This window comes from Spiroplasma endosymbiont of Tipula paludosa, assembly GCF_964264785.1.
In the GTDB taxonomy this organism is placed as follows: domain Bacteria; phylum Bacillota_I; class Bacilli_A; order Mycoplasmatales; family Nriv7; genus Nriv7.
This window is the reverse complement of record NZ_OZ183484.1, coordinates 19,422-46,010: the sequence shown is the minus strand read 5'-3', so window position 1 is coordinate 46,010 and position 26,589 is coordinate 19,422. Positions and strand designations below refer to the sequence as shown.

Annotated in this window: 20 protein-coding genes; 7 read left to right on the top strand and 13 right to left on the bottom strand. The window is 27.7% G+C overall.

Annotated elements, in window-relative coordinates; genetic code table 4:
- Positions 1–5: 5 nt before the first annotated feature.
- Positions 6–950: an IS30 family transposase gene (locus ACFEL5_RS00185; RefSeq protein ID WP_338966716.1), complete on the bottom strand. Its 945-nt coding sequence runs from the start codon at positions 948–950 to the stop codon at positions 6–8.
- A 58-nt stretch (positions 951–1,008) separates the two neighbouring features.
- On the opposite strand from ACFEL5_RS00185, the gene ACFEL5_RS00180 reads away from it, so the two are divergent.
- The 3 genes from ACFEL5_RS00180 to rpmG all read left to right on the top strand — a co-directional run bounded on the left by ACFEL5_RS00180 (position 1,009) and on the right by rpmG (position 3,664).
- Complete coding sequence (locus tag ACFEL5_RS00180) at positions 1,009–1,755, top strand: IS30 family transposase (protein ID WP_375315414.1); 747 nt, start codon at positions 1,009–1,011, stop codon at positions 1,753–1,755.
- Positions 1,756–2,299: 544 nt separating this feature from the next.
- On the top strand, positions 2,300–3,244 hold the full coding sequence (locus tag ACFEL5_RS00175; protein ID WP_338966716.1) for an IS30 family transposase: 945 nt from the start codon (positions 2,300–2,302) through the stop codon (positions 3,242–3,244).
- Between the two features lie 270 nt (positions 3,245–3,514).
- Positions 3,515–3,664, top strand: a complete 150-nt coding sequence (gene rpmG, locus ACFEL5_RS00170) for a 50S ribosomal protein L33 (protein WP_215826806.1) — start codon at positions 3,515–3,517, stop codon at positions 3,662–3,664.
- A 42-nt stretch (positions 3,665–3,706) separates the two neighbouring features.
- On the opposite strand, the gene ACFEL5_RS00165 is transcribed toward rpmG, so the two are convergent.
- The 7 genes from ACFEL5_RS00165 to ACFEL5_RS00135 form a co-directional block, all read right to left on the bottom strand.
- Positions 3,707–4,651 (bottom strand): IS30 family transposase, encoded by a 945-nt coding sequence (locus ACFEL5_RS00165; RefSeq protein WP_375315413.1) that lies wholly within the window; start codon positions 4,649–4,651, stop codon positions 3,707–3,709.
- 183 nt (positions 4,652–4,834) lie between these two features.
- On the bottom strand, positions 4,835–5,797 hold the full coding sequence (locus ACFEL5_RS00160; protein WP_342262586.1) for an ABC transporter ATP-binding protein: 963 nt from the start codon (positions 5,795–5,797) through the stop codon (positions 4,835–4,837).
- 47 nt (positions 5,798–5,844) lie between these two features.
- Positions 5,845–6,774: a 6-phosphofructokinase gene (pfkA, locus tag ACFEL5_RS00155; RefSeq protein ID WP_342189813.1), complete on the bottom strand. Its 930-nt coding sequence runs from the start codon at positions 6,772–6,774 to the stop codon at positions 5,845–5,847.
- Between the two features lie 300 nt (positions 6,775–7,074).
- Positions 7,075–8,385 (bottom strand): phosphopyruvate hydratase, encoded by a 1,311-nt coding sequence (gene eno / locus ACFEL5_RS00150; RefSeq protein ID WP_375315412.1) that lies wholly within the window; start codon positions 8,383–8,385, stop codon positions 7,075–7,077.
- 434 nt (positions 8,386–8,819) lie between these two features.
- On the bottom strand, positions 8,820–9,383 hold the full coding sequence (locus tag ACFEL5_RS00145; RefSeq protein ID WP_375315411.1) for an IS30 family transposase: 564 nt from the start codon (positions 9,381–9,383) through the stop codon (positions 8,820–8,822).
- Positions 9,384–10,328 (bottom strand): IS30 family transposase, encoded by a 945-nt coding sequence (locus ACFEL5_RS00140; RefSeq protein WP_338966716.1) that lies wholly within the window; start codon positions 10,326–10,328, stop codon positions 9,384–9,386.
- Between the two features lie 80 nt (positions 10,329–10,408).
- On the bottom strand, positions 10,409–10,948 hold the full coding sequence (locus ACFEL5_RS00135; protein ID WP_375315410.1) for an IS30 family transposase: 540 nt from the start codon (positions 10,946–10,948) through the stop codon (positions 10,409–10,411).
- Between the two features lie 58 nt (positions 10,949–11,006).
- On the opposite strand from ACFEL5_RS00135, the gene ACFEL5_RS00130 reads away from it, so the two are divergent.
- From ACFEL5_RS00130 to ACFEL5_RS00115, 4 genes are all read left to right on the top strand, one after another.
- On the top strand, positions 11,007–11,882 hold the full coding sequence (locus tag ACFEL5_RS00130; protein WP_375315409.1) for an Mbov_0401 family ICE element transposase-like protein: 876 nt from the start codon (positions 11,007–11,009) through the stop codon (positions 11,880–11,882).
- Positions 11,883–11,972: 90 nt separating this feature from the next.
- Entirely contained in the window at positions 11,973–12,917 is a 945-nt protein-coding gene (locus ACFEL5_RS00125) for an IS30 family transposase (RefSeq protein ID WP_338966716.1), read from the top strand.
- Between the two features lie 19 nt (positions 12,918–12,936).
- Positions 12,937–13,728 (top strand): IS30 family transposase, encoded by a 792-nt coding sequence (locus tag ACFEL5_RS00120; RefSeq protein WP_375315408.1) that lies wholly within the window; start codon positions 12,937–12,939, stop codon positions 13,726–13,728.
- Positions 13,729–13,979: 251 nt separating this feature from the next.
- Complete coding sequence (locus ACFEL5_RS00115) at positions 13,980–15,947, top strand: vitamin B12-dependent ribonucleotide reductase (protein ID WP_375315407.1); 1,968 nt, start codon at positions 13,980–13,982, stop codon at positions 15,945–15,947.
- A gap of 71 nt (positions 15,948–16,018) precedes the next feature.
- On the opposite strand, the gene lysS is transcribed toward ACFEL5_RS00115, so the two are convergent.
- The 5 genes from lysS to ACFEL5_RS00090 all read right to left on the bottom strand — a co-directional run bounded on the left by lysS (position 16,019) and on the right by ACFEL5_RS00090 (position 26,496).
- Positions 16,019–17,506 (bottom strand): lysine--tRNA ligase, encoded by a 1,488-nt coding sequence (lysS, locus tag ACFEL5_RS00110; RefSeq protein WP_375315406.1) that lies wholly within the window; start codon positions 17,504–17,506, stop codon positions 16,019–16,021.
- 19 nt (positions 17,507–17,525) lie between these two features.
- Positions 17,526–18,860, bottom strand: coding sequence for a CoA-disulfide reductase (locus ACFEL5_RS00105; RefSeq protein WP_375315405.1), 1,335 nt, complete (start codon positions 18,858–18,860; stop codon positions 17,526–17,528).
- Between the two features lie 128 nt (positions 18,861–18,988).
- Positions 18,989–19,390 carry a hypothetical protein gene (locus tag ACFEL5_RS00100; RefSeq protein WP_375315404.1) on the bottom strand — a complete coding sequence of 134 codons (402 nt, stop codon included), beginning with the start codon at positions 19,388–19,390 and terminating at the stop codon, positions 18,989–18,991.
- 60 nt (positions 19,391–19,450) lie between these two features.
- Complete coding sequence (locus tag ACFEL5_RS00095) at positions 19,451–23,281, bottom strand: ABC transporter permease (protein WP_375315403.1); 3,831 nt, start codon at positions 23,279–23,281, stop codon at positions 19,451–19,453.
- A 509-nt stretch (positions 23,282–23,790) separates the two neighbouring features.
- Positions 23,791–26,496: an FtsX-like permease family protein gene (locus ACFEL5_RS00090; protein ID WP_375315402.1), complete on the bottom strand. Its 2,706-nt coding sequence runs from the start codon at positions 26,494–26,496 to the stop codon at positions 23,791–23,793.
- Positions 26,497–26,589 lie beyond the last annotated feature (93 nt).

The following is a 26,589-nucleotide window of genomic DNA, read 5'->3' as shown; positions in this document are numbered from 1 at the left end:
TGCAACTAAATTATTTTTCTAACCAAATATTCGATTGGCGAAAGATAATTTAGTATTTTTCTTGGTCTTTGGTTTAAAGACAATATAAATTTATGAACTGCATTTTTAGTAGTGTTTGAAAAATTAAATTTTTTAGGAAATTTTTCTCTAATTAAACCATTAGTATTTTCATTAGTACCTCTTTGTCAAGGTGAATATGCATCAGCAAAATAAATTTTCACATTTAAATTTTTTTCAAGTTGTTGTCAATTAGCAAATTCTTTACCCCTATCAAATGTTATAGTCTTAACAAGATTATTTGGAAGAATTGATAAATAATGACTAATATTTTTGTTAATAACTTTAGTAGTTCTATTTTCAACTAATATTGCTAAAGTAAATCTTGATGTTCTTTCAACTAAAGTTATTAAACATGATTTACTTTTACCTCGTGATGATACTACAGTATCACCTTCTCAATGGCCAAGAGTTATGCGATTATTAACATTTCGTTCTTTAATGGATTTACCATTAAATTTACCCCGATTTTCTTGAGATTTTCGTTTCTTACCTTTTCTTCTTAAATTTTTACTAGTAACCTTTTCAAGTAATCCAGAATAAATTCAATTGTAAATTGTTTTAAAACTAATAATTCATTCTTGATGAAAATTTTTAATTCTGCCATAAATTTGTTCAGGCGATCAACCTAATAATAATTTTTGTTGTACATATTTTACTAATTCTCTATTTTTAAATTTATGAAAATAAACATGTAATTGTTTTCTATTTTCTGCTTTATTTTGTGCAATTAATGAAAAATAATGATTATTATCTTTATTTCTATTAACTTCTCGATTAATAGTACTAATACTTCGATTAAGATTTTTAGCTATTTCACTAATTTTTACTTTAAATTTCAATTGATTCTCAATATAAATTCTTTCATCTATGCCAAGATGTTTGTATCCCATATAAAAACTCCTTAAATTTACTTTTTCTAAAATAAACTTAGCATCATGAAATTTTTATATGAAATCTTTTGCAATTTTATTTACTTGCACTTACAAGTATAATTCAGCCAGAATTAAAAATTTTCATCAAGAATGAATTATTAGTTTTAAAACAATTTACAATTGAATTTATTCTGGATTACTTGAAAAGGTTACTAGTAAAAATTTAAGAAGAAAAGGTAAGAAACGAAAATCTCAAGAAAATCGGGGTAAATTTAATGGTAAATCCATTAAAGAACGAAATGTTAATAATCGCATAACTCTTGGCCATTGAGAAGGTGATACTGTAGTATCATCACGAGGTAAAAGTAAATCATGTTTAATAACTTTAGTTGAAAGAACATCAAGATTTACTTTAGCAATATTAGTTGAAAATAGAACTACTAAAGTTATTAACAAAAATATTAGTCATTATTTATCAATTCTTCCAAATAATCTTGTTAAGACTATAACATTTGATAGGGGTAAAGAATTTGCTAATTGACAACAACTTGAAAAAAATTTAAATGTGAAAATTTATTTTGCTGATGCATATTCACCTTGACAAAGAGGTACTAATGAAAATACTAATGGTTTAATTAGAGAAAAATTTCCTAAAAAATTTAATTTTTCAAACACTACTAAAAATGCAGTTCATAAATTTATATTAGACTTGGTACATAACTATAACATTTTATGCCGACTAAACTATAAAATTCATTTTTATCTTTGTATTTATCTAACATTTGTATTTCATCTAAAAAATAATTATCAAAATAGTAGATAAAATTAAAGGTTATGTACCAAGTCTATTGTCTTTAAACCAAAGACCAAGAAAAATACTAAATTATCTTTCGCCAATCGAATATTTGGTTAGAAAAATAATTTAGTTGCACTTAACTTTACAATTTGGCGTTTTAAAACAATTTACAATTGAATTTATTCTGGATTACTTGAAAAGGTTACTAGTAAAAATTTAAGAAGAAAAGGTAAGAAACGAAAATCTCAAGAAAATCGGGGTAAATTTAATGGTAAATCCATTAAAGAACGAAATGTTAATAATCGCATAACTCTTGGCCATTGAGAAGGTGATACTGTAGTATCATCACGAGGTAAAAGTAAATCATGTTTAATAACTTTAGTTGAAAGAACATCAAGATTTACTTTAGCAATATTAGTTGAAAATAGAACTACTAAAGTTATTAACAAAAATATTAGTCATTGCTGAATTATACTTGTAAGTGCAAGTAAATAAAATTGCAAAAGATTTCATATAAAAATTTCATGATGCTAAGTTTATTTTAGAAAAAGTAAATTTAAGGAGTTTTTATATGGGATACAAACATCTTGGCATAGATGAAAGAATTTATATTGAGAATCAATTGAAATTTAAAGTAAAAATTAGTGAAATAGCTAAAAATCTTAATCGAAGTATTAGTACTATTAATCGAGAAGTTAATAGAAATAAAGATAATAATCATTATTTTTCATTAATTGCACAAAATAAAGCAGAAAATAGAAAACAATTACATGTTTATTTTCATAAATTTAAAAATAGAGAATTAGTAAAATATGTACAACAAAAATTATTATTAGGTTGATCGCCTGAACAAATTTATGGCAGAATTAAAAATTTTCATCAAGAATGAATTATTAGTTTTAAAACAATTTACAATTGAATTTATTCTGGATTACTTGAAAAGGTTACTAGTAAAAATTTAAGAAGAAAAGGTAAGAAACGAAAATCTCAAGAAAATCGGGGTAAATTTAATGGTAAATCCATTAAAGAACGAAATGTTAATAATCGCATAACTCTTGGCCATTGAGAAGGTGATACTGTAGTATCATCACGAGGTAAAAGTAAATCATGTTTAATAACTTTAGTTGAAAGAACATCAAGATTTACTTTAGCAATATTAGTTGAAAATAGAACTACTAAAGTTATTAACAAAAATATTAGTCATTATTTATCAATTCTTCCAAATAATCTTGTTAAGACTATAACATTTGATAGGGGTAAAGAATTTGCTAATTGACAACAACTTGAAAAAAATTTAAATGTGAAAATTTATTTTGCTGATGCATATTCACCTTGACAAAGAGGTACTAATGAAAATACTAATGGTTTAATTAGAGAAAAATTTCCTAAAAAATTTAATTTTTCAAACACTACTAAAAATGCAGTTCATAAATTTATATTGTCTTTAAACCAAAGACCAAGAAAAATACTAAATTATCTTTCGCCAATCGAATATTTGGTTAGAAAAATAATTTAGTTGCACTTAACTTTACAATTTGGCAAGTAAGTAAAAATATTAGTTAAAATTTAATAATTTTTTATTGTGTAAAAATTCAATAATATGATAAAATGGTAATGAATAAAAATGACAATAACAAGAAAGGTAGGGTTAGTTTAGTAATTAAATAATATAATTAGCTGATTGTTTTACTTCTTCAAAGCAATACCTAAGAAAACTAAACGCGACCTAATTTGTTAGTAATTTGTTATATAATTTAATATATTGGGTATAAAAGGAGGAACAAGGATGCGTGAAGGTATTACATTACGTTGTGAAATTTGTAAAGAAGAAAATTATATTGATAAGAAAAATAAAAAGTTGCATCCCGAACGAGTAGAATTCAATAAATATTGTTCGCGTTGTAACGCAAAAACAATGCATAAAGAAAAGAAATAATCCTTTTCTTTTTTTTATGCCAAATTGTAAAGTTAAGTGCAACTAAATTATTTTTCTAACCAAATATTCGATTGGCGAAAGATAATTTAGTATTTTTCTTGGTCTTTGGTTTAAAGACAATATAAATTTATGAACTGCATTTTTAGTAGTGTTTGAAAAATTAAATTTTTTAGGAAATTTTTCTCTAATTAAACCATTAGTATTTTCATTAGTACCTCTTTGTCAAAGTGAATATGCATCAGCAAAATAAATTTTCACATTTAAATTTTTTTCAAGTTGTTGTCAATTAGCAAATTCTTTACCCCTATCAAATGTTATAGTCTTAACAAGATTATTTGGAAGAATTGATAAATAATGACTAATATTTTTGTTAATAACTTTAGTAGTTCTATTTTCAACTAATATTGCTAAAGTAAATCTTGATGTTCTTTCAACTAAAGTTATTAAACATGATTTACTTTTACCTCGTGATGATACTACAGTATCACCTTCTCAATGGCCAAGAGTTATGCGATTATTAACATTTCGTTCTTTAATGGATTTACCATTAAATTTACCCCGATTTTCTTGAGATTTTCGTTTCTTACCTTTTCTTCTTAAATTTTTACTAGTAACCTTTTCAAGTAATCCAGAATAAATTCAATTGTAAATTGTTTTAAAACTAATAATTCATTCTTGATGAAAATTTTTAATTCTGCCATAAATTTGTTCAGGCGATCAACCTAATAATAATTTTTGTTGTACATATTTTACTAATTCTCTATTTTTAAATTTATGAAAATAAACATGTAATTGTTTTCTATTTTCTGCTTTATTTTGTGCAATTAATGAAAAATAATGATTATTATCTTTATTTCTATTAACTTCTCGATTAATAGTACTAATACTTCGATTAAGATTTTTAGCTATTTCACTAATTTTTACTTTAAATTTCAATTGATTCTCAATATAAATTCTTTCATCTATGCCAAGATGTTTGTATCCCATATAAAAACTCCTTAAATTTACTTTTTCTAAAATAAACTTAGCATCATGAAATTTTTATATGAAATCTTTTGCAATTTTATTTACTTGCACTTACAAGTATAATTCAGCAAGTATAAAGCAAAATTGGCGCTCTAAAACTAAATTTATAGTTTTTACTTGTTACTTTTTGAGTTTTAATCGGCATTACTTCTTACCTTCCTTTTTATTACTGTTTTTATGACTAGACACAATTTCTGATTGTTGATCATTTTTAATAATTTGTTCATACAACTCAGTTAAGTCTGTTGTATACGGTTGTGTTGATTTAATTAAAATTTTATGTTCAAGCGCTAATTCACTAATATTTAACAATTCTTGATCATTTTTAATTTGCACCACAATTTTTTCATTCATTATTTGAACATCATAACCAGCTTTTTTTAATACTTTAATAAACAATTCTGGTTTTAAAGGATCAAACATATATAAATTTTGTTTTTTAGTTTGAATGATATCACTGTAAATAACATTACCATGATTTAAAATTGTAACTTCATCAATAATATTTTGTAACTCTAATAAAATATGTGATGAAATCAAAATGCTTTTTCCCATATCACGAAGTTTAATTAATTCATCAAATAATTCCATTCTCGCTGTTGGATCTAAATTAGCTGCTGGTTCATCTAAAATTAATATTTTAGGATTAGAAATAAGAGCTTGTGCTAATAATACCTTTTTTTTCATTCCAGAAGAAAAACTATTAGGATTTTTTCGTTGAAACTTTCATAAATTTAATTGTTCTAATGATGCTTTAGCTTCCTTTTTACTTTTTTTTCAATCGTTTCCTCGTAAAAAACTCATTCAAGTTAAATATTTATATGTTGATAAGTGCATTGGAAAACGAGCATTTTCAGGAATATATCCTAAAACTTCTTTAGCTACAGACAGCGTAGCATCTTTACCATCAATTTGTATTTCACCACTATTAGGAATAATTGAACCGATTAAACATTTAATTGTTGTTGTTTTTCCACTACCATTAGGTCCAATAAAACCATGAATTTTACCACTTTTTACTTTAATAGTAATGTTATTAACAGCAACTTGTTTTTTAAACCTTTTGGTTAATCCACTAATAGAAATTGCATAATTATTATTTTCCATTAATTTACTCCTTGTATATTTTATGACTAATGATGAATACGACCAGCTTATTTTCGTTTCATTGCTAATGCTTTAGTAAAAGAATAACTTTGTAAACCATTTCCACTTAATCCAATACAAATCCCTGTATTGCCAGCAATTAATTGCTTAATAGCTTCAGTTCCTAAAATTGTTGCTAAATAGCGATCCATTGCTGTTGGCATACCGCCTCTTTGAATATGTCCTAAGACTGTTGCTCGCGTAACATAACCACTACCTTTTTCAACTTCTTTCGCCAATTGATGAACATCATACAGTTTTTCCGTTACAAGAATAATTACCGAACGATACTTTTTCTCATAACATTTTTTAGTTTGCTGAATAATTTCTTCTTCTGTCAATTTATTTTCTGATGTACTAATAATTTCCACACCACTACCAATTCCCGCCAGCATCGCAATATCTCCACAATAACGACCCATAACTTCAATAATTCCACAACGATTATGAGATTCATTAGTATCGCGAACACGGTCAATTGCTTCAATAACGGTATTTAATGCCGTATCAAAACCAATAGTAAAATCACTTGATACAACATCATTATCTATTGTTCCTGGCAAACCAATACAATTTAATCCCATTGCTACTAATTTATTAGCACCTTGATAACTACCATCACCACCAATAACAATTAAATTATTAATTTCTAATTGTTTTAAATTATTAATCGCTCGTTGTCTTACTTCTTCCTTTGCAAATTCAGGATAACGGGAAGTACCAATCGCTGTTCCCCCACGATTAACAATTTTTCTCGCAAAGTCTTCATTAGTTTCTTCAATTCAACCTTGTGTTAAACCTTCATAACCATCCCTAACAATGTAAGGCAGAATATTATTTGCTATTGCTTTTTTAATTATTTGCGCCACCGTATTGTTCATTCCTGGCGCATCGCCACCAGAAGTTAATATCGCAACTTTCTTCATCAATTTTGCCATTTTTAATTTATCCCTTCTAAATATTTAGTATTTTAATTATAGCAAAAATATATTCTCCACAATATACTAATTTATTAAAGTGCTATTTGTCTCCTTAATAATTAATTAGTTGGGGACTATACTATTAATTTGTTATTTTTTAAAAAGGTATCCTTAATAAAATTTTAATTTTATCGTTAAACCTCCTTTACTACTACAATAGCAAGAATAGAGTGAAAATCGTTTCTAATTAAAGAAATAATATTCTTAAATAAAAAATATCTCCCAATTAACTAGGAGATATTTAAAGGTTTTAAGATTTTAAGATTTTTTTGTTAAGTTATAAAATGTTTCCATTCCATCATATTCACCAGTAGCACCTAATTCATGTGCAATCGTTAAGAGACGATTATATTTAGCAATCCGATCGGTTCTTGACATTGAACCAGTTTTAATTTGTCCAGTGTTTAAAGCGACCGCTAAATCAGCAATAGTTGTATCCTCAGTTTCACCTGAACGATGTGATACAACTGTTGTTCAATTAGCTTTTTGCGCCATTTGAATCGTCGCAATCGTTTCACTCATTGTTCCAATTTGATTTACTTTAATTAAAATTGAGTTAGCCGCTTGCTTTTCAATACCTTCTTTTGTTATTTTAGGATTAGTTACAAAAATATCATCTCCCATAATTTGGACTTTATTACCTAATTTTTCTGTTAATTTAACAAAACCATCTCAATCATGTTCTGATAGTCCATCTTCAATAGAAATAATCGGATATTTATTAACTAACTGTTCTAAATACAAAATCATTTCATCAGTAGTTTTTTCAACAACTTTGCCACTTTTTTTGCTTAGTTTTTTAAAGACATAAATTTTTCGTTCTTTATCATATAGTTCGCTAGAAGCACAATCCATTGCAATTTTAATATCCGTACCAGCTTTATATCCTGCTGTTTCAATTGCTTTAACAATAACATCTAATGCACCTTCATTATCTAAATTTGGAGCAAATCCACCTTCATCACCAACAGAAGTAGTATCACCAGCATCGTGTAAAATTTTCTTTAAAGTATGAAATACTTCTGCTGCCATTCTAATTGCTTCTTTAAAATCAGGAGCACTAACCGGCATAATCATAAACTCTTGAAAATCAATTGTGTTGTCTGCATGTTCTCCACCATTAATAATGTTTAACATTGGTACTGGTAATTTTCTAGCATTAATACCACCAATATATTGATATAATGGTAAACCTACTTCATCAGCACCTGCACGCATAACTGCCATTGATACTCCTAAAATCGCATTAGCTCCTAATTTTTCTTTATTATCTGTACCATCTAATTTAATCATCACTTGATCAACTAAAAGTTGATTAGTAACATCCATTCCTACTACTTTTTCACGAATCATTTTATTAATATTAGCAACAGCTTTTAAAACACCTTTACCCATATATCGCTTTTCATCGTTATCTCTTAATTCTAAAGCTTCTAATTCACCTGTGGATGCCCCTGACGGAACCAAGGCTTTGCCGTAACCAAATTCACTTCACACTTCCACTTGAATTGTGGGATTACCACGAGAATCTAAAACTTCTATTGCTCTTACATCTGTAATTCTTGACATCTATTACTATCCTCCTCTAAATGAGATATATATTATATATTAGACTTGGTACATAACTATAACATTTTATGCCGACTAAACTATAAAATTCATTTTTATCTTTGTATTTATCTAACATTTGTATTTCATCTAAAAAATAATTATCAAAATAGTAGATAAAATTAAAGGTTATGTACCAAGTCTATTATAGCAAAAACTAGACAAAGACACACAGAAAATAGGTCGCGTTTAGTTTTCTTAGGTATTTTTTAAAAAAGAAAAAATAGTCATTTACTATAAATTATTTCAATATGCAAATTAAGTATATATTTCTTATGTATGATTTTTGTTGTAAAAAATTATTTTAATGTTGTTTTTATAAGCATTTTACTTAGTTTTTATAACCTTTTATTAAGAATATGTTTGTTAATGCCAAATTGTAAAGTTAAGTGCAACTAAATTATTTTTCTAACCAAATATTCGATTGGCGAAAGATAATTTAGTATTTTTCTTGGTCTTTGGTTTAAAGACAATATAAATTTATGAACTGCATTTTTAGTAGTGTTTGAAAAATTAAATTTTTTAGGAAATTTTTCTCTAATTAAACCATTAGTATTTTCATTAGTACCTCTTTGTCAAGGTGAATATGCATCAGCAAAATAAATTTTCACATTTAAATTTTTTTCAAGTTGTTGTCAATTAGCAAATTCTTTACCCCTATCAAATGTTATAGTCTTAACAAGATTATTTGGAAGAATTGATAAATAATGACTAATATTTTTGTTAATAACTTTAGTAGTTCTATTTTCAACTAATATTGCTAAAGTAAATCTTGATGTTCTTTCAACTAAAGTTATTAAACATGATTTACTTTTACCTCGTGATGATACTACAGTATCACCTTCTCAATGGCCAAGAGTTATGCGATTATTAACATTTCGTTCTTTAATGGATTTACCATTAAATTTACCCCGATTTTCTTGAGATTTTCGTTTGCCAAATTGTAAAGTTAAGTGCAACTAAATTATTTTTCTAACCAAATATTCGATTGGCGAAAGATAATTTAGTATTTTTCTTGGTCTTTGGTTTAAAGACAATATAAATTTATGAACTGCATTTTTAGTAGTGTTTGAAAAATTAAATTTTTTAGGAAATTTTTCTCTAATTAAACCATTAGTATTTTCATTAGTACCTCTTTGTCAAGGTGAATATGCATCAGCAAAATAAATTTTCACATTTAAATTTTTTTCAAGTTGTTGTCAATTAGCAAATTCTTTACCCCTATCAAATGTTATAGTCTTAACAAGATTATTTGGAAGAATTGATAAATAATGACTAATATTTTTGTTAATAACTTTAGTAGTTCTATTTTCAACTAATATTGCTAAAGTAAATCTTGATGTTCTTTCAACTAAAGTTATTAAACATGATTTACTTTTACCTCGTGATGATACTACAGTATCACCTTCTCAATGGCCAAGAGTTATGCGATTATTAACATTTCGTTCTTTAATGGATTTACCATTAAATTTACCCCGATTTTCTTGAGATTTTCGTTTCTTACCTTTTCTTCTTAAATTTTTACTAGTAACCTTTTCAAGTAATCCAGAATAAATTCAATTGTAAATTGTTTTAAAACTAATAATTCATTCTTGATGAAAATTTTTAATTCTGCCATAAATTTGTTCAGGCGATCAACCTAATAATAATTTTTGTTGTACATATTTTACTAATTCTCTATTTTTAAATTTATGAAAATAAACATGTAATTGTTTTCTATTTTCTGCTTTATTTTGTGCAATTAATGAAAAATAATGATTATTATCTTTATTTCTATTAACTTCTCGATTAATAGTACTAATACTTCGATTAAGATTTTTAGCTATTTCACTAATTTTTACTTTAAATTTCAATTGATTCTCAATATAAATTCTTTCATCTATGCCAAGATGTTTGTATCCCATATAAAAACTCCTTAAATTTACTTTTTCTAAAATAAACTTAGCATCATGAAATTTTTATATGAAATCTTTTGCAATTTTATTTACTTGCACTTACAAGTATAATTCAGCACTACAGTATCACCTTCTCAATGGCCAAAAGTTATGCGATTATTAACATTTCGTTCTTTAATGGATTTACCATTAAATTTACCCCGATTTTCTTGAGATTTTCGTTTCTTACCTTTTCTTCTTAAATTTTTACTAGTAACCTTTTCAAGTAATCCAGAATAAATTCAATTGTAAATTGTTTTAAAACTAATAATTCATTCTTGATGAAAATTTTTAATTCTGCCATAAATTTGTTCAGGCGATCAACCTAATAATAATTTTTGTTGTACATATTTTACTAATTCTCTATTTTTAAATTTATGAAAATAAACATGTAATTGTTTTCTATTTTCTGCTTTATTTTGTGCAATTAATGAAAAATAATGATTATTATCTTTATTTCTATTAACTTCTCGATTAATAGTACTAATACTTCGATTAAGATTTTTAGCTATTTCACTAATTTTTACTTTAAATTTCAATTGATTCTCAATATAAATTCTTTCATCTATGCCAAGATGTTTGTATCCCATATAAAAACTCCTTAAATTTACTTTTTCTAAAATAAACTTAGCATCATGAAATTTTTATATGAAATCTTTTGCAATTTTATTTACTTGCACTTACAAGTATAATTCAGCAAATATTTTAAATAAATACGATATTGCCGAATATTTTCAACTCGCAGAAAAAGAAACTAAAACTAGAATTGATGTCAAAAATAAGAATTTATATATTCAACTAGATGAGACATTTTTAGCGACATTAAATCAGAAAGTTAAACAAGACCAAAGAATTCGTTTAGTTACTTTTCACACCGGACATAAAGAAAAAAATTACAAAAATGCTCGTAGAGAATTAGAAAACAAACGAGGTCATTTTCTAATATTAAAAGTTGGTAAACGAATAAATACTATGGATTATCGTGATTTATTAATTAAGGAATTACAAAAATATTATGTAAATATTAATTATGACAAAATAATTGTTTGTGGCGATGGCGCTACTTGAATTAGAGAAATTGCCAATAGTTTTGGTAATGTTAGATATATTTTGGATGGTTATCATGCTATTAAAAAATTAAAACAAACGGCATTTAATATTGTTTTTGAAAATCGTAAAGTAGCACTAAATAGTTGAATTGAATTATATAAAAATGGAAATCATCAAGAATTGGTAAAAAACATTCAAAATGATGCTAAAAATGAATTAAATAAAGATATTAAAACAAATTTAAGGAAGGCTAGTAATTATTTCAAAAACAATAAGCATGGCATTCATCATCAAAATTTAGAATGAAATATCGGTTGTAGCATCGAAAGTGATGTATCACATTTAGTAAAACAACAATTAGGCTATGGAGCGAAAATATATAATTATAAGAATTTAAATAACCTATTACATTTAAGAATGGCAAATTTAAACAAATTAAATGTATTACATTACATTGCTGAATTATACTTGTAAGTGCAAGTAAATAAAATTGCAAAAGATTTCATATAAAAATTTCATGATGCTAAGTTTATTTTAGAAAAAGTAAATTTAAGGAGTTTTTATATGGGATACAAACATCTTGGCATAGATGAAAGAATTTATATTGAGAATCAATTGAAATTTAAAGTAAAAATTAGTGAAATAGCTAAAAATCTTAATCGAAGTATTAGTACTATTAATCGAGAAGTTAATAGAAATAAAGATAATAATCATTATTTTTCATTAATTGCACAAAATAAAGCAGAAAATAGAAAACAATTACATGTTTATTTTCATAAATTTAAAAATAGAGAATTAGTAAAATATGTACAACAAAAATTATTATTAGGTTGATCGCCTGAACAAATTTATGGCAGAATTAAAAATTTTCATCAAGAATGAATTATTAGTTTTAAAACAATTTACAATTGAATTTATTCTGGATTACTTGAAAAGGTTACTAGTAAAAATTTAAGAAGAAAAGGTAAGAAACGAAAATCTCAAGAAAATCGGGGTAAATTTAATGGTAAATCCATTAAAGAACGAAATGTTAATAATCGCATAACTCTTGGCCATTGAGAAGGTGATACTGTAGTATCATCACGAGGTAAAAGTAAATCATGTTTAATAACTTTGGTTGAAAGAACATCAAGATTTACTTTAGCAATATTAGTTGAAAATAGAACTACTAAAGTTATTAACAAAAATATTAGTCATTATTTATCAATTCTTCCAAATAATCTTGTTAAGACTATAACATTTGATAGGGGTAAAGAATTTGCTAATTGACAACAACTTGAAAAAAATTTAAATGTGAAAATTTATTTTGCTGATGCATATTCACCTTGACAAAGAGGTACTAATGAAAATACTAATGGTTTAATTAGAGAAAAATTTCCTAAAAAATTTAATTTTTCAAACACTACTAAAAATGCAGTTCATAAATTTATATTGTCTTTAAACCAAAGACCAAGAAAAATACTAAATTATCTTTCGCCAATCGAATATTTGGTTAGAAAAATAATTTAGTTGCACTTAACTTTACAATTTGGCATTAATTGCACAAAATAAAGCAGAAAATAGAAAACAATTACATGTTTATTTTCATAAATTTAAAAATAGAGAATTAGTAAAATATGTACAACAAAAATTATTATTAGGCTGATCGCCTGAACAAATTTATGGCAGAATTAAAAATTTTCATCAAGAATGAATTATTAGTTTTAAAACAATTTACAATTGAATTTATTCTGGATTACTTGAAAAGGTTACTAGTAAAAATTTAAGAAGAAAAGGTAAGAAACGAAAATCTCAAGAAAATCGGGGTAAATTTAATGGTAAATCCATTAAAGAACGAAATGTTAATAATCGCATAACTCTTGGCCATTGAGAAGGTGATACTGTAGTATCATCACGAGGTAAAAGTAAATCATGTTTAATAACTTTAGTTGAAAGAACATCAAGATTTACTTTAGCAATATTAGTTGAAAATAGAACTACTAAAGTTATTAACAAAAATATTAGTCATTATTTATCAATTCTTCCAAATAATCTTGTTAAGACTATAACATTTGATAGGGGTAAAGAATTTGCTAATTGACAACAACTTGAAAAAAATTTAAATGTGAAAATTTATTTTGCTGATGCATATTCACCTTGACAAAGAGGTACTAATGAAAATACTAATGGTTTAATTAGAGAAAAATTTCCTAAAAAATTTAATTTTTCAAACACTACTAAAAATGCAGTTCATAAATTTATATTGTCTTTAAACCAAAGACCAAGAAAAATACTAAATTATCTTTCGCCAATCGAATATTTGGTTAGAAAAATAATTTAGTTGCACTTAACTTTACAATTTGGCATTAACAAACATATTCTTAATAAAAGGTTATAAAAACTAAGTAAAATGCTTATAAAAACAACATTAAAATAATTTTTTACAACAAAAATCATACATAAGAAATATATACTTAATTTGCATATTGAAATAATTTATAGTAAATGACTATTTTTTCTTTTTTAAAAAATACCTAAGAAAACTAAACGCGACCCTCTGATGTTACTTTTTTTAATTGCTTTGTAATGCCAATGATTAAAGACTCAAGAAATGGTATTTCTGAACATCGTAAAGAAGTAATGGAAATTATGTCTCACGGTGGTGGGGTTGGTAGCAACGGTTCAACTTTAAGACCCAAAGGAACCGTTGCTAAAAGTGTTGGTGGCAAATCATCAGGTTCTGTATCATGATTAAACGACTTATCTTCGCTAACCCACTTAGTTGAGCAAGGTGGCAGTCGGCGCGGAGCCCAAATGATTATGTTAGCCGACTGACATCCTGATATTATTGAATTTATCGTTTGTAAAATGCAAAACCCCAAAATTTTAAAATGATTAAAAGAAAATTCGCAAGACCAAGCAATTCGCGAAGAAGCAACTAAAAAACTCCGATTTGAACCAATATTACCAGCTGAAAAACAATTATTAGAAGCTATTATTGAAAACGAAAACACCGTAGCTCTTACTATTGTTGAAACTGCCCGCAAAAAACTCTTAGATGGCGGTGAATGAAAAGTAAATCGTCCTGAATTTTTAACCGGCGCCAACATTTCTGTTACCATTAGCCACGCCTTTATGCAAGCAGTAGAAAATGATGCCCAATGAACTTTACAATTCCCCGACTTAGATAACTATTCACAAGCAGAAAAAGAACAATATGATACTCTTTGGCACACAATTGGTGATATTAAACAATGAGAACAAATGGGATTCAAACTTAAAAACTATTATCAAATGAAAGCTCGCGACTTATGAGACTTAATTAGTTTTTGTGCCACCTATTCAGCCGAACCTGGATTATTTTTCATTGACCAAGCCAACGATATGACTAACGCTAAAGCCTATGGTATGAAAGTTGTTGCTACTAACCCTTGTGGTGAACAACCACTTGCTCCTTATTCAGTATGCAATCTCGGGGCAATTAACTTAGCTAACTTTGTTAACCGCAATACAAAAGAAATTCTTTGAGATAAGTTAAAAGAAACCGTTAATATTGCTATTCGTTTACAAGATAATGTTATTGACAGTACCCCTTACTTTTTAGAATTAAACAAAATCCAAGCTTTGGGTGAACGCCGGATTGGTTTAGGCGTTATGGGATTACACGACTTATTAATATGAACCAATGTCGTTTATGGTTCCATTGAAGGAAATAGCATTGTTAACAAAATATTTCAATTAATAGCCGAAACTGCTTATTTAACATCAGTAAATATTGCCAAAGAAAAAGGTTCATTTCCCTTCTTAAAAGACCACAACGCCTTTATTAATACGGGTTATATGAAAAAAATGAACCCCGAAATTCGTAATGCTATTAAAAAATATGGGATTCGTAATTCCCACTTACTAACTATCGCTCCTACGGGAACAACTGGAACAATGGTTGGTGTTTCTACTGGCTTAGAACCATACTTTGCTTTTAACTTTTATCGGAGTGGTCGCCTTGGTAAAAATATTAAAGTTAATGCTAAAATTGTTGATGAATGACTAAAATATCATCCCGAATATGTTAATAAACCGCTACCTAATATTTTCATTAGCGCGATGGAACTAACTCCCGTTGCTCATGCTGATGTACAATGTATTATTCAACGCTGAGTTGACTCATCAATTTCCAAAACCGTTAATGCTCCTGTTGGCTACACAGTTAAAAATGTGGAAAAACTATATATGCACTTATACAAAAACGGTGCCAAAGGTGGTACTGTCTATGTTGATGGATCAAGAAACGCCCAAGTGCTATCGCTAACCGATGACAGCGAGCCAATCCAAGAACAACTCGGTCTGTCACCATTAGAAACACCCATTGTCACTAGTCCTAATCCCACAACCCCTAGCAACGCCTTTCCTACAAACCAATACCGTGGTATTAAACAAGACCGCACCCGTGGAACTAATATCGGCGACCTCTGTGCTTTCTGCAATGAAGGCAACATCGTTGAAGCGGGAGGATGCAATACCTGCGATAATTGCAGTGCTCAACTGCAATGTGGATTATAACATCTTAGAATTAACAAAAAAGAGTAAGGAATTTAATTCCTTACTCTTTTTTAACGCTTCTTAGCATCCTCTTATTCTTTAATTCGCATATGAGGAAATAATAACACATCTTTAATTGATGATTGTTCCGTTAATAACATTACTAAGCGGTCAATACCAATCCCTAAACCACCAGCTGGTGGCATCCCATATTCTAAGGCTTCAACAAAGTCTAAATCCATTTCATTAGCTTCCTCATCACCTAAATCTCTTAATGCTAACTGCTGTTCAAAACGATTATATTGGTCAATGGGATCATTTAATTCAGAATAACCATTAGCATACTCTCTACCGCCAATAAATAGTTCAAAACGATCAGTAAACCGTTCATCAGAACAACTCTTTTTCGCTAATGGCGACACTTCCAGTGGATATCCATAAATAAATGACGGTTGAATTAAGGTTTTTTCAACTAATTGTTCAAAAAATGCATTAATGATATGACCAATCGTATGCTGATGCTTTTCTAAAATTATGTTATGCTCTTTAGCTAACTTTCGTGCTTGCACTAATGTCATTTCGCGATTAAATTCTACTCCACTAACATTTTTAATTGCTTCCACCATACTCATTTTATTTCATTGCCGAAAATTAATTTTTTGATGATCGTAAGTTATTTCACTACTAGGCAAAATTGCCTTAACTAAATAACTAATTAAATCTTCGGTTAACTGCATCATAAAATTCATATCCTGATAAGCAACATAAATTTCAATCGCAGTAAACTCAGGGTTATGTTTCGCTGACATACCTTCATTACGAAACAATCGTCCCATTTCAAATACTTTCTCAAAACCACCGACAAGAAGTTTTTTTAAATACAATTCAGGAGCAACTCGCAAGTAAAATGGCATATCCAAAGTATTATGATGCGTTTTAAAAGGTTTCGCTGTTGCCCCACCTAATATTGGTTGTAAAACTGGCGTTTCCACCTCTAAATAGTCTCTTGTTTGTAAATATTGCCGAATTAAATTTAATATTTGCGTTCTTTTAATAAATACTGCTTTAACTTCTTCATTAACAATCAAATCAACATATCGCCGACGATATCGTTCTTCGGTATCCTTTAAACCATCATGTTTATTAGGCAACGGTTTTAATGCCTTACTAAGCAATTGAAACGCTACCAGTCTTAAAGTCAATTCCCCAACTTGTGTTTTCATTGCCCCACCAGTAACACTAATAATATCGCCTAAATCTAATTGTTCAAAAGCAAGAAATTCTTCCTTAGAAACTTCATCAAGACGAAGATAAACTTGAATTTGACCATCTTGGTCTTGAACATTAGCAAAAATTGCTTTGCCAGCCGTTCTTAAAGCCCTAATTCTTCCCGCAATCGTAATCACATCCGGTTTTCCTTGCAATTGCTCTTTACTATATACATCATATTGTTCTTTAAATTCAGCAGTAGTATGCGTGCGTTCTACCTTAGAAATAGCAAACGGATTATGGTTTGCTTTTACTAATTGCTCTAACTTATCGCGTCGCACAACTTCCTGTTCTGAAAATTTTCTTGACATAAATTAACTTCTCCTTTAATTATTTCTTAATTTTACTAGCACCAATATGAATTATATCACTAGTGCGTCCAAAAGGTGGTGCATAGACCAAATCTAACTTGGCAATTTCTGGTAATGTCATTTGCTTGCAAATCGCAACCGCTAAAGCATTAATTCTTAAAACTGCTTTATTATAACCAACAATTTGTGCTCCTAATAATTTTAAGGAATCAACTTCATAAAGCAATTTTAATTTTAAAGGCATTTGCTTTGACATATAATTTGGTAAATCATAATCATCAATGATAATTGTTTGATAGTTAAAATTCATTGCTTTTGCTTCTCATTCACTTAATCCAGTCCGAGCAACTTGCAAATCAACAATTTGTAAAATCGCACTTCCCAAAGTTCCTTCTAAGCGATCATCAACATTAGCAATAACATTAGCAATAACGCGAGCTAATTTAACTGCTGTTGTTGCTAAAGGAAGATATGATTGTTTTTTAGTTACTAAATTAGTAATTGTTGCACAATCACCAACACTATAAACATTAGCAATATTAGTCTTTCCTTGATGATCAATAACAATTGCCCCATTATCTAGCATTTCTAAACCCGTATCCTTAAATAATTGCGTATGCGGACGAAATCCCAGTGCTAAAACTACTAAATCAGCAGCAATAATTTCATTATTTGCTAATACAATTGCTTGAACATCATTTTCGCCTTGAAAACCTAATAATTCTTTGGAACAATGCACTTGCACAGTTTTTGCCAATAAATATTCTTGTATTATAGTGGTAATCTCAACATCAAAAGCTTTAGCACCAATTCGTTGTAACGCTTCAACAAGAATAACTTCTTTCTGCAAATGACTAAATGCCTCAACCAGTTCCAAACCAATAAAACCACCACCAATAATAGCAATTTTTTGTTTATCTTTAACTTGTTTTCTAATATTGTAAGCATCTTCTTTACTAACGGCTGTAAAAATATTTCCTAAATGGTCATTTTCAAATTTAGGAACAATTGGCATCGCCCCCGTAGCAATAACTAAATTATCATATTGTTTAGTAATTATCTCAGAAGTTACTTGATTACCAATCATAACTACTTTTTTATCAAAATCAACCGCAGTTAATTGCGAGTTTAAAAAAATTTGAATATTTTGTTTTTCAAATCAATCGGGCGTTCTTGCTAATAAATCATTAACATTATCAAATTCTTCAGCAATATAATATGGAATCCCACAAGCGCCTAATGAAACATAACTACTTGCTTGATAAACAATAATTTCCATCGTTGCATCATTTCTTCGTAGTTTACTAGCACAAGTCATTGCCGATGCCCCACCACCAATAATAATTGTTCGCATAACTTTAATCCTCCTTCTATTTAGTAATTGTTCTTACTAATAATAACACTATGCACATCAAAAAAACCACTTGTGTTTTAATAACAAAAAATACCTTATCATTAAGCGATGATAAGGTACAAATTAAACTAAATTAAGGTTCAATATGTTGGGGCAATATGATGGTAAAATCGTTTTGCTAATTCCTCAGCATATATTGGAACCTGCGATTCTTTTTTCCATTTTGAAAATTGCCTTCAAAGAAAATTACTATAACCTTGATATTGATATTTTTCAATAACCTTAATCATCGTATTTCTTAAAGCAGAATATGATTTAATAAAATTATTTACATAATGAAAATTATATATTGGAATATATTCATATCCTATATGCTCAGCATAAAACTTTGTATTAACATAATGTTTTTTCATATCCCGATATACTTTCATTTGTCTAACATTTTCACGATTACTCTGTTGATAATTAATTAAATTAGGTGTTATTAATGATGTTCCTAACAAAGAAAAAACGATTAAATTTTTTCTCACTTAAACCAACTCCTTTTTATTTTATTATACAATTATCTGCAATTAATTTAAATATCTAAATTAATCATTTATTTTTAAAGCTTCAATTGGATTGACGCGTTTTAAAATAAATCAACCAACAACAAATGTAATCGCATAAATTGCTAAAATAATCACTAAAACCGCAAAGATTAGTCCTCAATTAAAGTAAAACGGCATAACTCAGGTTGAATTCAATGCTAAATAATTAACTAACTGATTCATAATTACCCACGCCACAGGAAAACCAATAACAAAAGCAATAAACACAATGGGTAAATACATTCCTAATGTTAATCAATTAATTTTATAATCACTATAACCAATAACTTTCATTGTTGCAATTAACCGACTATTTTCAGTAATAATTATATTAGAAGTAATTAAAATTGTCACAAATGATATTAATAAAGAAATCGCCATAAAAGCCCATAATATTGAATCAGCAATATCTTTAATTTCATCAAATACCGATTGATGTGTTGCAATCGGCATTGCAAAAGCAATTGCTCCTTGTCCTAATCCAATATACTTTTGAACTAAATCACCAGAAACCTCATCCTTAGTTACCATACCATTTAATGTTAACTGCGTAAAATCACCATACATTTGCGCCACACTAATACTATCAGTAATATCAGTAATATTTTTATTTAATGAAAATTTAGCATTAAACAAAGGAAACATTGCCTGCACAGCCTCATCATAAGTCATATTAGGAAATCTTTGCTTAAATTCTGGCGTTGTATCATTAGCAAAGTGAGTAACTTCTTGAAATATATCTTTAATTTTCTCATAATGTTCTGAAAGCTCTCAACTTTTACCTTTTTCAATATAACCTAACATCACATCAGCATCATATTTAGGTAAAAACATTTTAGGATCACCATAACCCTCTTGGATACCAATAACGCGCATTTTTTGATTTTGATTATCTTCAGTTTTAATATAAACATCACCACTAGTAATTTTCTCATACATTGGTGAAGGAACATCACCCATTGAAAAATACAATCCTTGAACTCCTGCAATATCATTATTTGTCACTTGTTGAAAACCAGTACTTAATCCTTTTAGATGCCATTTTTTCAGGTCAACAATCTTACTATCAGCCGTAGCAATTTTAGAATATAATGATTGCTTATTAGGATTAATATCTAAAATGTCACCTTGATTAATTTGCAAATGTTTAGCAATAGTTTGATTAATAACTACAGGAATAATTTCCGCATTAAGCGAATGATTTTCATACATTGCTTCTAAAAGATTATTATTATCTTTATCTAACAAAAGATTCATTTTACTACTTCGTTCAATACCATAAGCTTTAAGCTTTAACATTTTTTTATTTTCATAAGTAATATTACCACGAGAAATTGTTTCAATATTAGGTTTAAAATAAGTTGCTAACTCATCTTCATCAAGATTATAGGGCGTCAATCCAAATTGAATATTAAAGGTTTTAGTAAGTTCTAAATCATTAGCAATTGCTTTCAGTTTTATTATCACCTTATTTAAATACCGATTTCATTGTTCATCATCTTTACTTGGATTAGCACTTTGACCATTATTAAGTCGCTTTTTAATTTCTTCATAAATTTTTAACACCACATCATAGCGGTTTTTATAATCAGCATCATTAGTAGCAGCAACAGTCATTTCATCAATAAAGCCATTATTTTCTTGTAAAGTTAACGGATTACCATTAGTAAACTCTGCAGTAGGATTCATTAAATCTCCCGACTGTAAAATATCAATTGCTAAACTAACTTCAATTTTTCTTAAAGTTAATTCTAATGATGATAACTTACTACGAACAAAATAAGGCGACTTTTTTGTCGTACCAATAATGATACAATCAGTAATTGCATACTTTGCCTGCTCGGCTTCTGTTTTATCATTCCAACCATCAACCGCCAGCATGCAAGTAATATCTTTAAACGGTGTTAATGTAGCTGTTGGCTCTAACTTCGTTAAAATTGAATTAAGGTAAAAATTTAAATCAAAAAGACGATAATTTAAAGTTGCGAGCTTTATTAATTCTAACAACATCGGACGATAGCGTTTGACATTCGGCTTGATTTCCTCTTCAACCATTAATTTTGGAGAATAAAGATCACCATTAATCCCTTGTTGATTATTTGTAATTTCTGGATTATAAACACCATATGATGAACGCATTGAATTTCAAATCGGAGTTTCATATTCAGTAATTGATTCATAATTAATTCCCTTATAAGTTGCGGTTCGCATATCTTGTAAAGCTTTTGGACCCGTAATGGAAAATGTTAATAACAATGTTGCTGAAACCATTGTAATCATTACTGTTAACATCTTCGTAATTGATTTTGAAAAAACTGCTCAACGAAACCGCGTTGTAAATTGTTTGCCACGATTTAAATAATTAAATCATCTTGTTAAAATCGTTGCCCCCATATTTTCTTCAGGATGCAATAATTTCAAAGGACTACCTTTAATATATCAAATTGAGGCCACAATTGTTATTAAACCTAATAAAAGAAAAGTTCCACCAATTGAAAATAATAATGATAGCCAATTAAAACTAAATTTCCCTAATGGAAGCGTAAAATATCAATTAAATACACTTATAATAGGAATTTGTAAAAAAATACCAACTAAATATCCAATAATTCCCCCAACAATAGCAGAAATTAATGGATATACTAAAAACCCTTGGGCAATACTAAACGAAGAATAACCTAAACTTTTTAAAACACCAATTTGCGTACGAGAATTTTGAACGCGTTTTTTTGTTACTAATGCAATCACAAATCCCGCAATGATAAGCACCATTAATAGCAAAGCAATCGCCATAATTTGATAAGCAACCAAAATTGTTTTTAGCGTATTAACACGACCACTAAAATCATATTCAGGATAATTGGCATCATTAACCGCAAATACAAAATCATTATTACCATCATTACTAAGAAAATAATCTTGTAATTGTTTTTGAATTAAGGAAATATTTTGTTCACTACCAGCAGTTCACTGAGCAACAAAATATCCTTCACGATCAACTTCAGAAGTTAACGAAACTTTTTCAACACTTTTATTATATTGTCATTTAATACCTTTTTCAATTAATTGCGTATTATTAGGACTAAAAAGTCCTAATTGGTGCGGATGAACAAATGCCATCCCCTCACGCGCTTGATTAGGAATTGGCGTTGTTAAATCAAGTTGGGGAAACATATAATCAACAGAAGTTCCTAGCCCGACAATTTCTAAAGCATTATTATCAGGATTATTAACATCACACTGTTCTGACTGTAAACAAATAATATCACCAACACGATATTTATTTTCATTAGCAAATTCAGGTGATAACACCACTTCCTGCTCAGCTTCAATATTGCGACCTTCTGTAATAACTAATTTATCAATCGTATCTTGAATTTCAAGAGCAATAACTTTAAACAAACTTACATTATTATCAATAACACGAGAAACCATTCGTCCTTCACGATATGCAAACACAAAATTATTATTTGTTTCATTAGCAACTCTGACTTTTTCCATTGCTCATTGAACATAAGCAGTTTTCTCAACTAATGCCTTTTGAACATTAACATCAGTTTCATCAGCTTCTTTTCCTGGAATCCGATTTTTATTTCTTAAATCAACAACAAAATGATGTAAATTAGATGCCGTAATAAAATTCTCATAAGAATTATTAATTCTTTGTGTTGTTGTATACATTAAAGTAAAAATAACTGCCGTTAAAACTATTAAAAGAACTAATCCTATCATTTGAATCTTATTTCTTAAAACTGATTTAAAAGCGTTTTTAAGAATGTAATAGTTTTTGAGTTTTCCAATATTAAAACCTTGTCATTTCCTTTTTTTCACTATTAAACTCCTTTTAAATATGTTACCCTGCTTTTTTCGCATTATTTAAATTATACATTAAAAAATTCTATTCTTGAAATTCCTTAATTTTTTGCACAATACTTTGGGGCGCATAAAGTTTTGTTAGGTGGGTAAAGATTTGAATAATTTTGAAAGAAAAGCAACTAAAAATTTATTACCTTTTTACTTGAAAAATAATTAATAAAACAAAATATTTAATATTAACAAACATATTCTTAATAAAAGGTTATAAAAACTAAGTAAAATGCTTATAAAAACAACATTAAAATAATTTTTTACAACAAAAATCATACATAAGAAATATATACTTAATTTGCATATTAGACTTGGTACATAACCTTTAATTTTATCTACTATTTTGATAATTATTTTTTAGATGAAATACAAATGTTAGATAAATACAAAGATAAAAATGAATTTTATAGTTTAGTCGGCATAAAATGTTATAGTTATGTACCAAGTCTATTGAAATAATTTATAGTAAATGACTATTTTTTCTTTTTTAAAAAATACCTAAGAAAACTAAACGCGACCATACTTTGTTGATGAAGTTTAAAAACACCAACAAAATATGATACCAAATATACTACTAACTCAATAGCAATCCCTACTATAATATGTCATCACTGTCAATTAACCGGTAAACTAAATTCAGTTAATTTCGCAACAAAGATAAATAATTCTTTTAAAATAATAATACTTATTGGCACGCCAACTAAAAATGCAATAATAATCGTTGGAATATAGGCACTCATAATAATATTTGACACTTCATGAATTTTATAACCTAAAGTTTGAAAAACAATAATCATCTTCTTATTCTCAGTAATAACAATATTAGTAATCATTACTAATATAACCACAGAAATTGTCGTTGCAAAAAATATTATAATTGCAATCATAATTGCAATGATATTATTATATTTCAAAGCAATTTGCTTAACAGCACTCATATCCAATAATGAATTTAACAATGGTTTTAAACCTTGTAAATTATTATTACCATCAGTTCTTAAAGTTATTCAATCTTGAACTTCTAAACTATCTTGTTGTGAATATTTAGCATTATAAGAATTATTATCTAAGCCAAAAACAAAACGCATCGCATCAAGGGGTGCATATACATAAGAATTTTGATAAAAATCAGCAATCCCAACAATTTTAAAATTTACTTTTTGGATAGTATCATTATATTTAAACTCAATTACAAAATAATCAGCAACTGTTAAATCGTGCAAAGTTGCCATTACTGAATTAATTACTAATGGTATTGGTTCATTAATATCTTTAGCTTCATTTCAATTGACTAATTCTTGTTCTAATAATGGATATAAATTATTTTCATTCTCATCTTCTAATTTTAAAAACGCTTTGTGATGTTCAAAATCAACACTATGAACCATCAAACTTCCTAATGCCTTATTATTATTACTAATCGCTTCACCAAGAAGCAACAAATATGGTAACTCATTAGCTTCTTGATAAGGAACAAAATCAAAACCGATATTTGTTGTAATTACTTTTCTAACATTACCCTCAGCATCAGTTTTAGTTGTTTTTGAAAGATCCGCTAATTCCCGTAAAATAAATCAGTTTTCAATAACCATTTGTGTTTGTTGAACGCTAACAGTTTCTTTAAAAGAAAATAAGTTATTAATTGCCATTGTTAATTTATTATATATTGCTTCGTGTTCACTAACAGGACTGTTTTCAATTTTACTAATAAACCCATTTAATTGACTATATATTAAATCTAATAACGGAGCAGGAAGATAATAATCCTTAAAAATTGTTTCTAATTGTAATTTATTATCACCATATAACATTAATAAGTCAAACAAACCAAGTTTTGTTTTTTTAATGTTAATTTCTTCTACTTTAACAAAAGGATACTTAAAAGATTTTTTATCATTTTGCAGTAAAAAACTACTATCATAAAAATAATTATAATGATAATTTATCGGCGAAAAAGACTTATTAATTGAATCATTAACAACCGTTGAAGTTACAAAAACAAACATTAACAGAATTGTTGTTGAAATCATTGCAATAATAACAACAACCCGACTAAATGATTTAATAACTAATGAAAATGAAACTTTAACTTTAAAAGGCGCAAATGAACCTAATCTTAAAAAAAACAACTTAATACCATTTATTTGTGGTGAAATATTAGGAGTTAATAATACTAACGGTGGTTTTTTTAAAAATACATTCGCAAAAATATAAGTAATCATTAGTAAAAAAAGTAACGGTCCTAACGCAACAATTAAGAAAATTACTCAATCAAAAGTAATATAAGATAATGGTAACTGAATATGATTAACATACACTACTGATAACAAATATTGCACAAATAAACTAGCTCCATAACCTAAAAACGAGCCCACAATACTTGAAAAACTAATTACGCCTAAAAAACTAAAACTAATTTTTCAATCACGATATCCTATTGCTTTTAACAATCCAATATGGATTTTTTCATCATTAATATCTTTTTTAACAAGAAAAATAATAATTACAAAAACAATTAATAAAATTAAAAATAAAAATGTTGTTGAAATCACACCATTAGTTCGTGACTGAATAAATAATGGTTTTACAGTATCATTTGTTTCTAAACTAGCAATTGCTTTATAATTAATTTTTGTCCCTATTAATTCATTAAATTGCTTTTCTAACTGCAAATATTCATTCTTCCTAATATTATTCCACTCATAACCCGAATTAAACTGTCCATAATAATGCTCTTGAATTAAAGACTTATTAATAGCTAATTGTCGAAACTTAAATGGCTGCATATAAACAAATGTTTGCGTAGCAAACTCAGGGATTGTTATCGTACTTTTCATAATTCCAATCGGAACGACATAATCAGGCGTCATCCCATAACCAACAATTCGTAATCCTGTAACTGCTAAATTATTAACATCACCAACACCTGGCAAATAAAATTGCGGATTATTAATATTTTTTCCATCATAAATTTTCAAATTATTTGCCACAGCAAACTGCTTAAAAATAATAACTTCATTACTAGCAATTGGTTTTCGCCCCTCAGTAATAATTACTTTATTCATATCTTTGCGATTACGATTATTTTCAATTAAATGCTGATAATAATCTGCTAACACTAAAGTATAATTTAAATCTTTACTACGATAATTAGTAGTTTTAGCATATAAGCTCCGCACTCCTAAGTGATAGGAAAATTTTTCCTGAAAATGTTCAGTAGACTTGGTACATAACCTTTAATTTTATCTACTATTTTGATAATTATTTTTTAG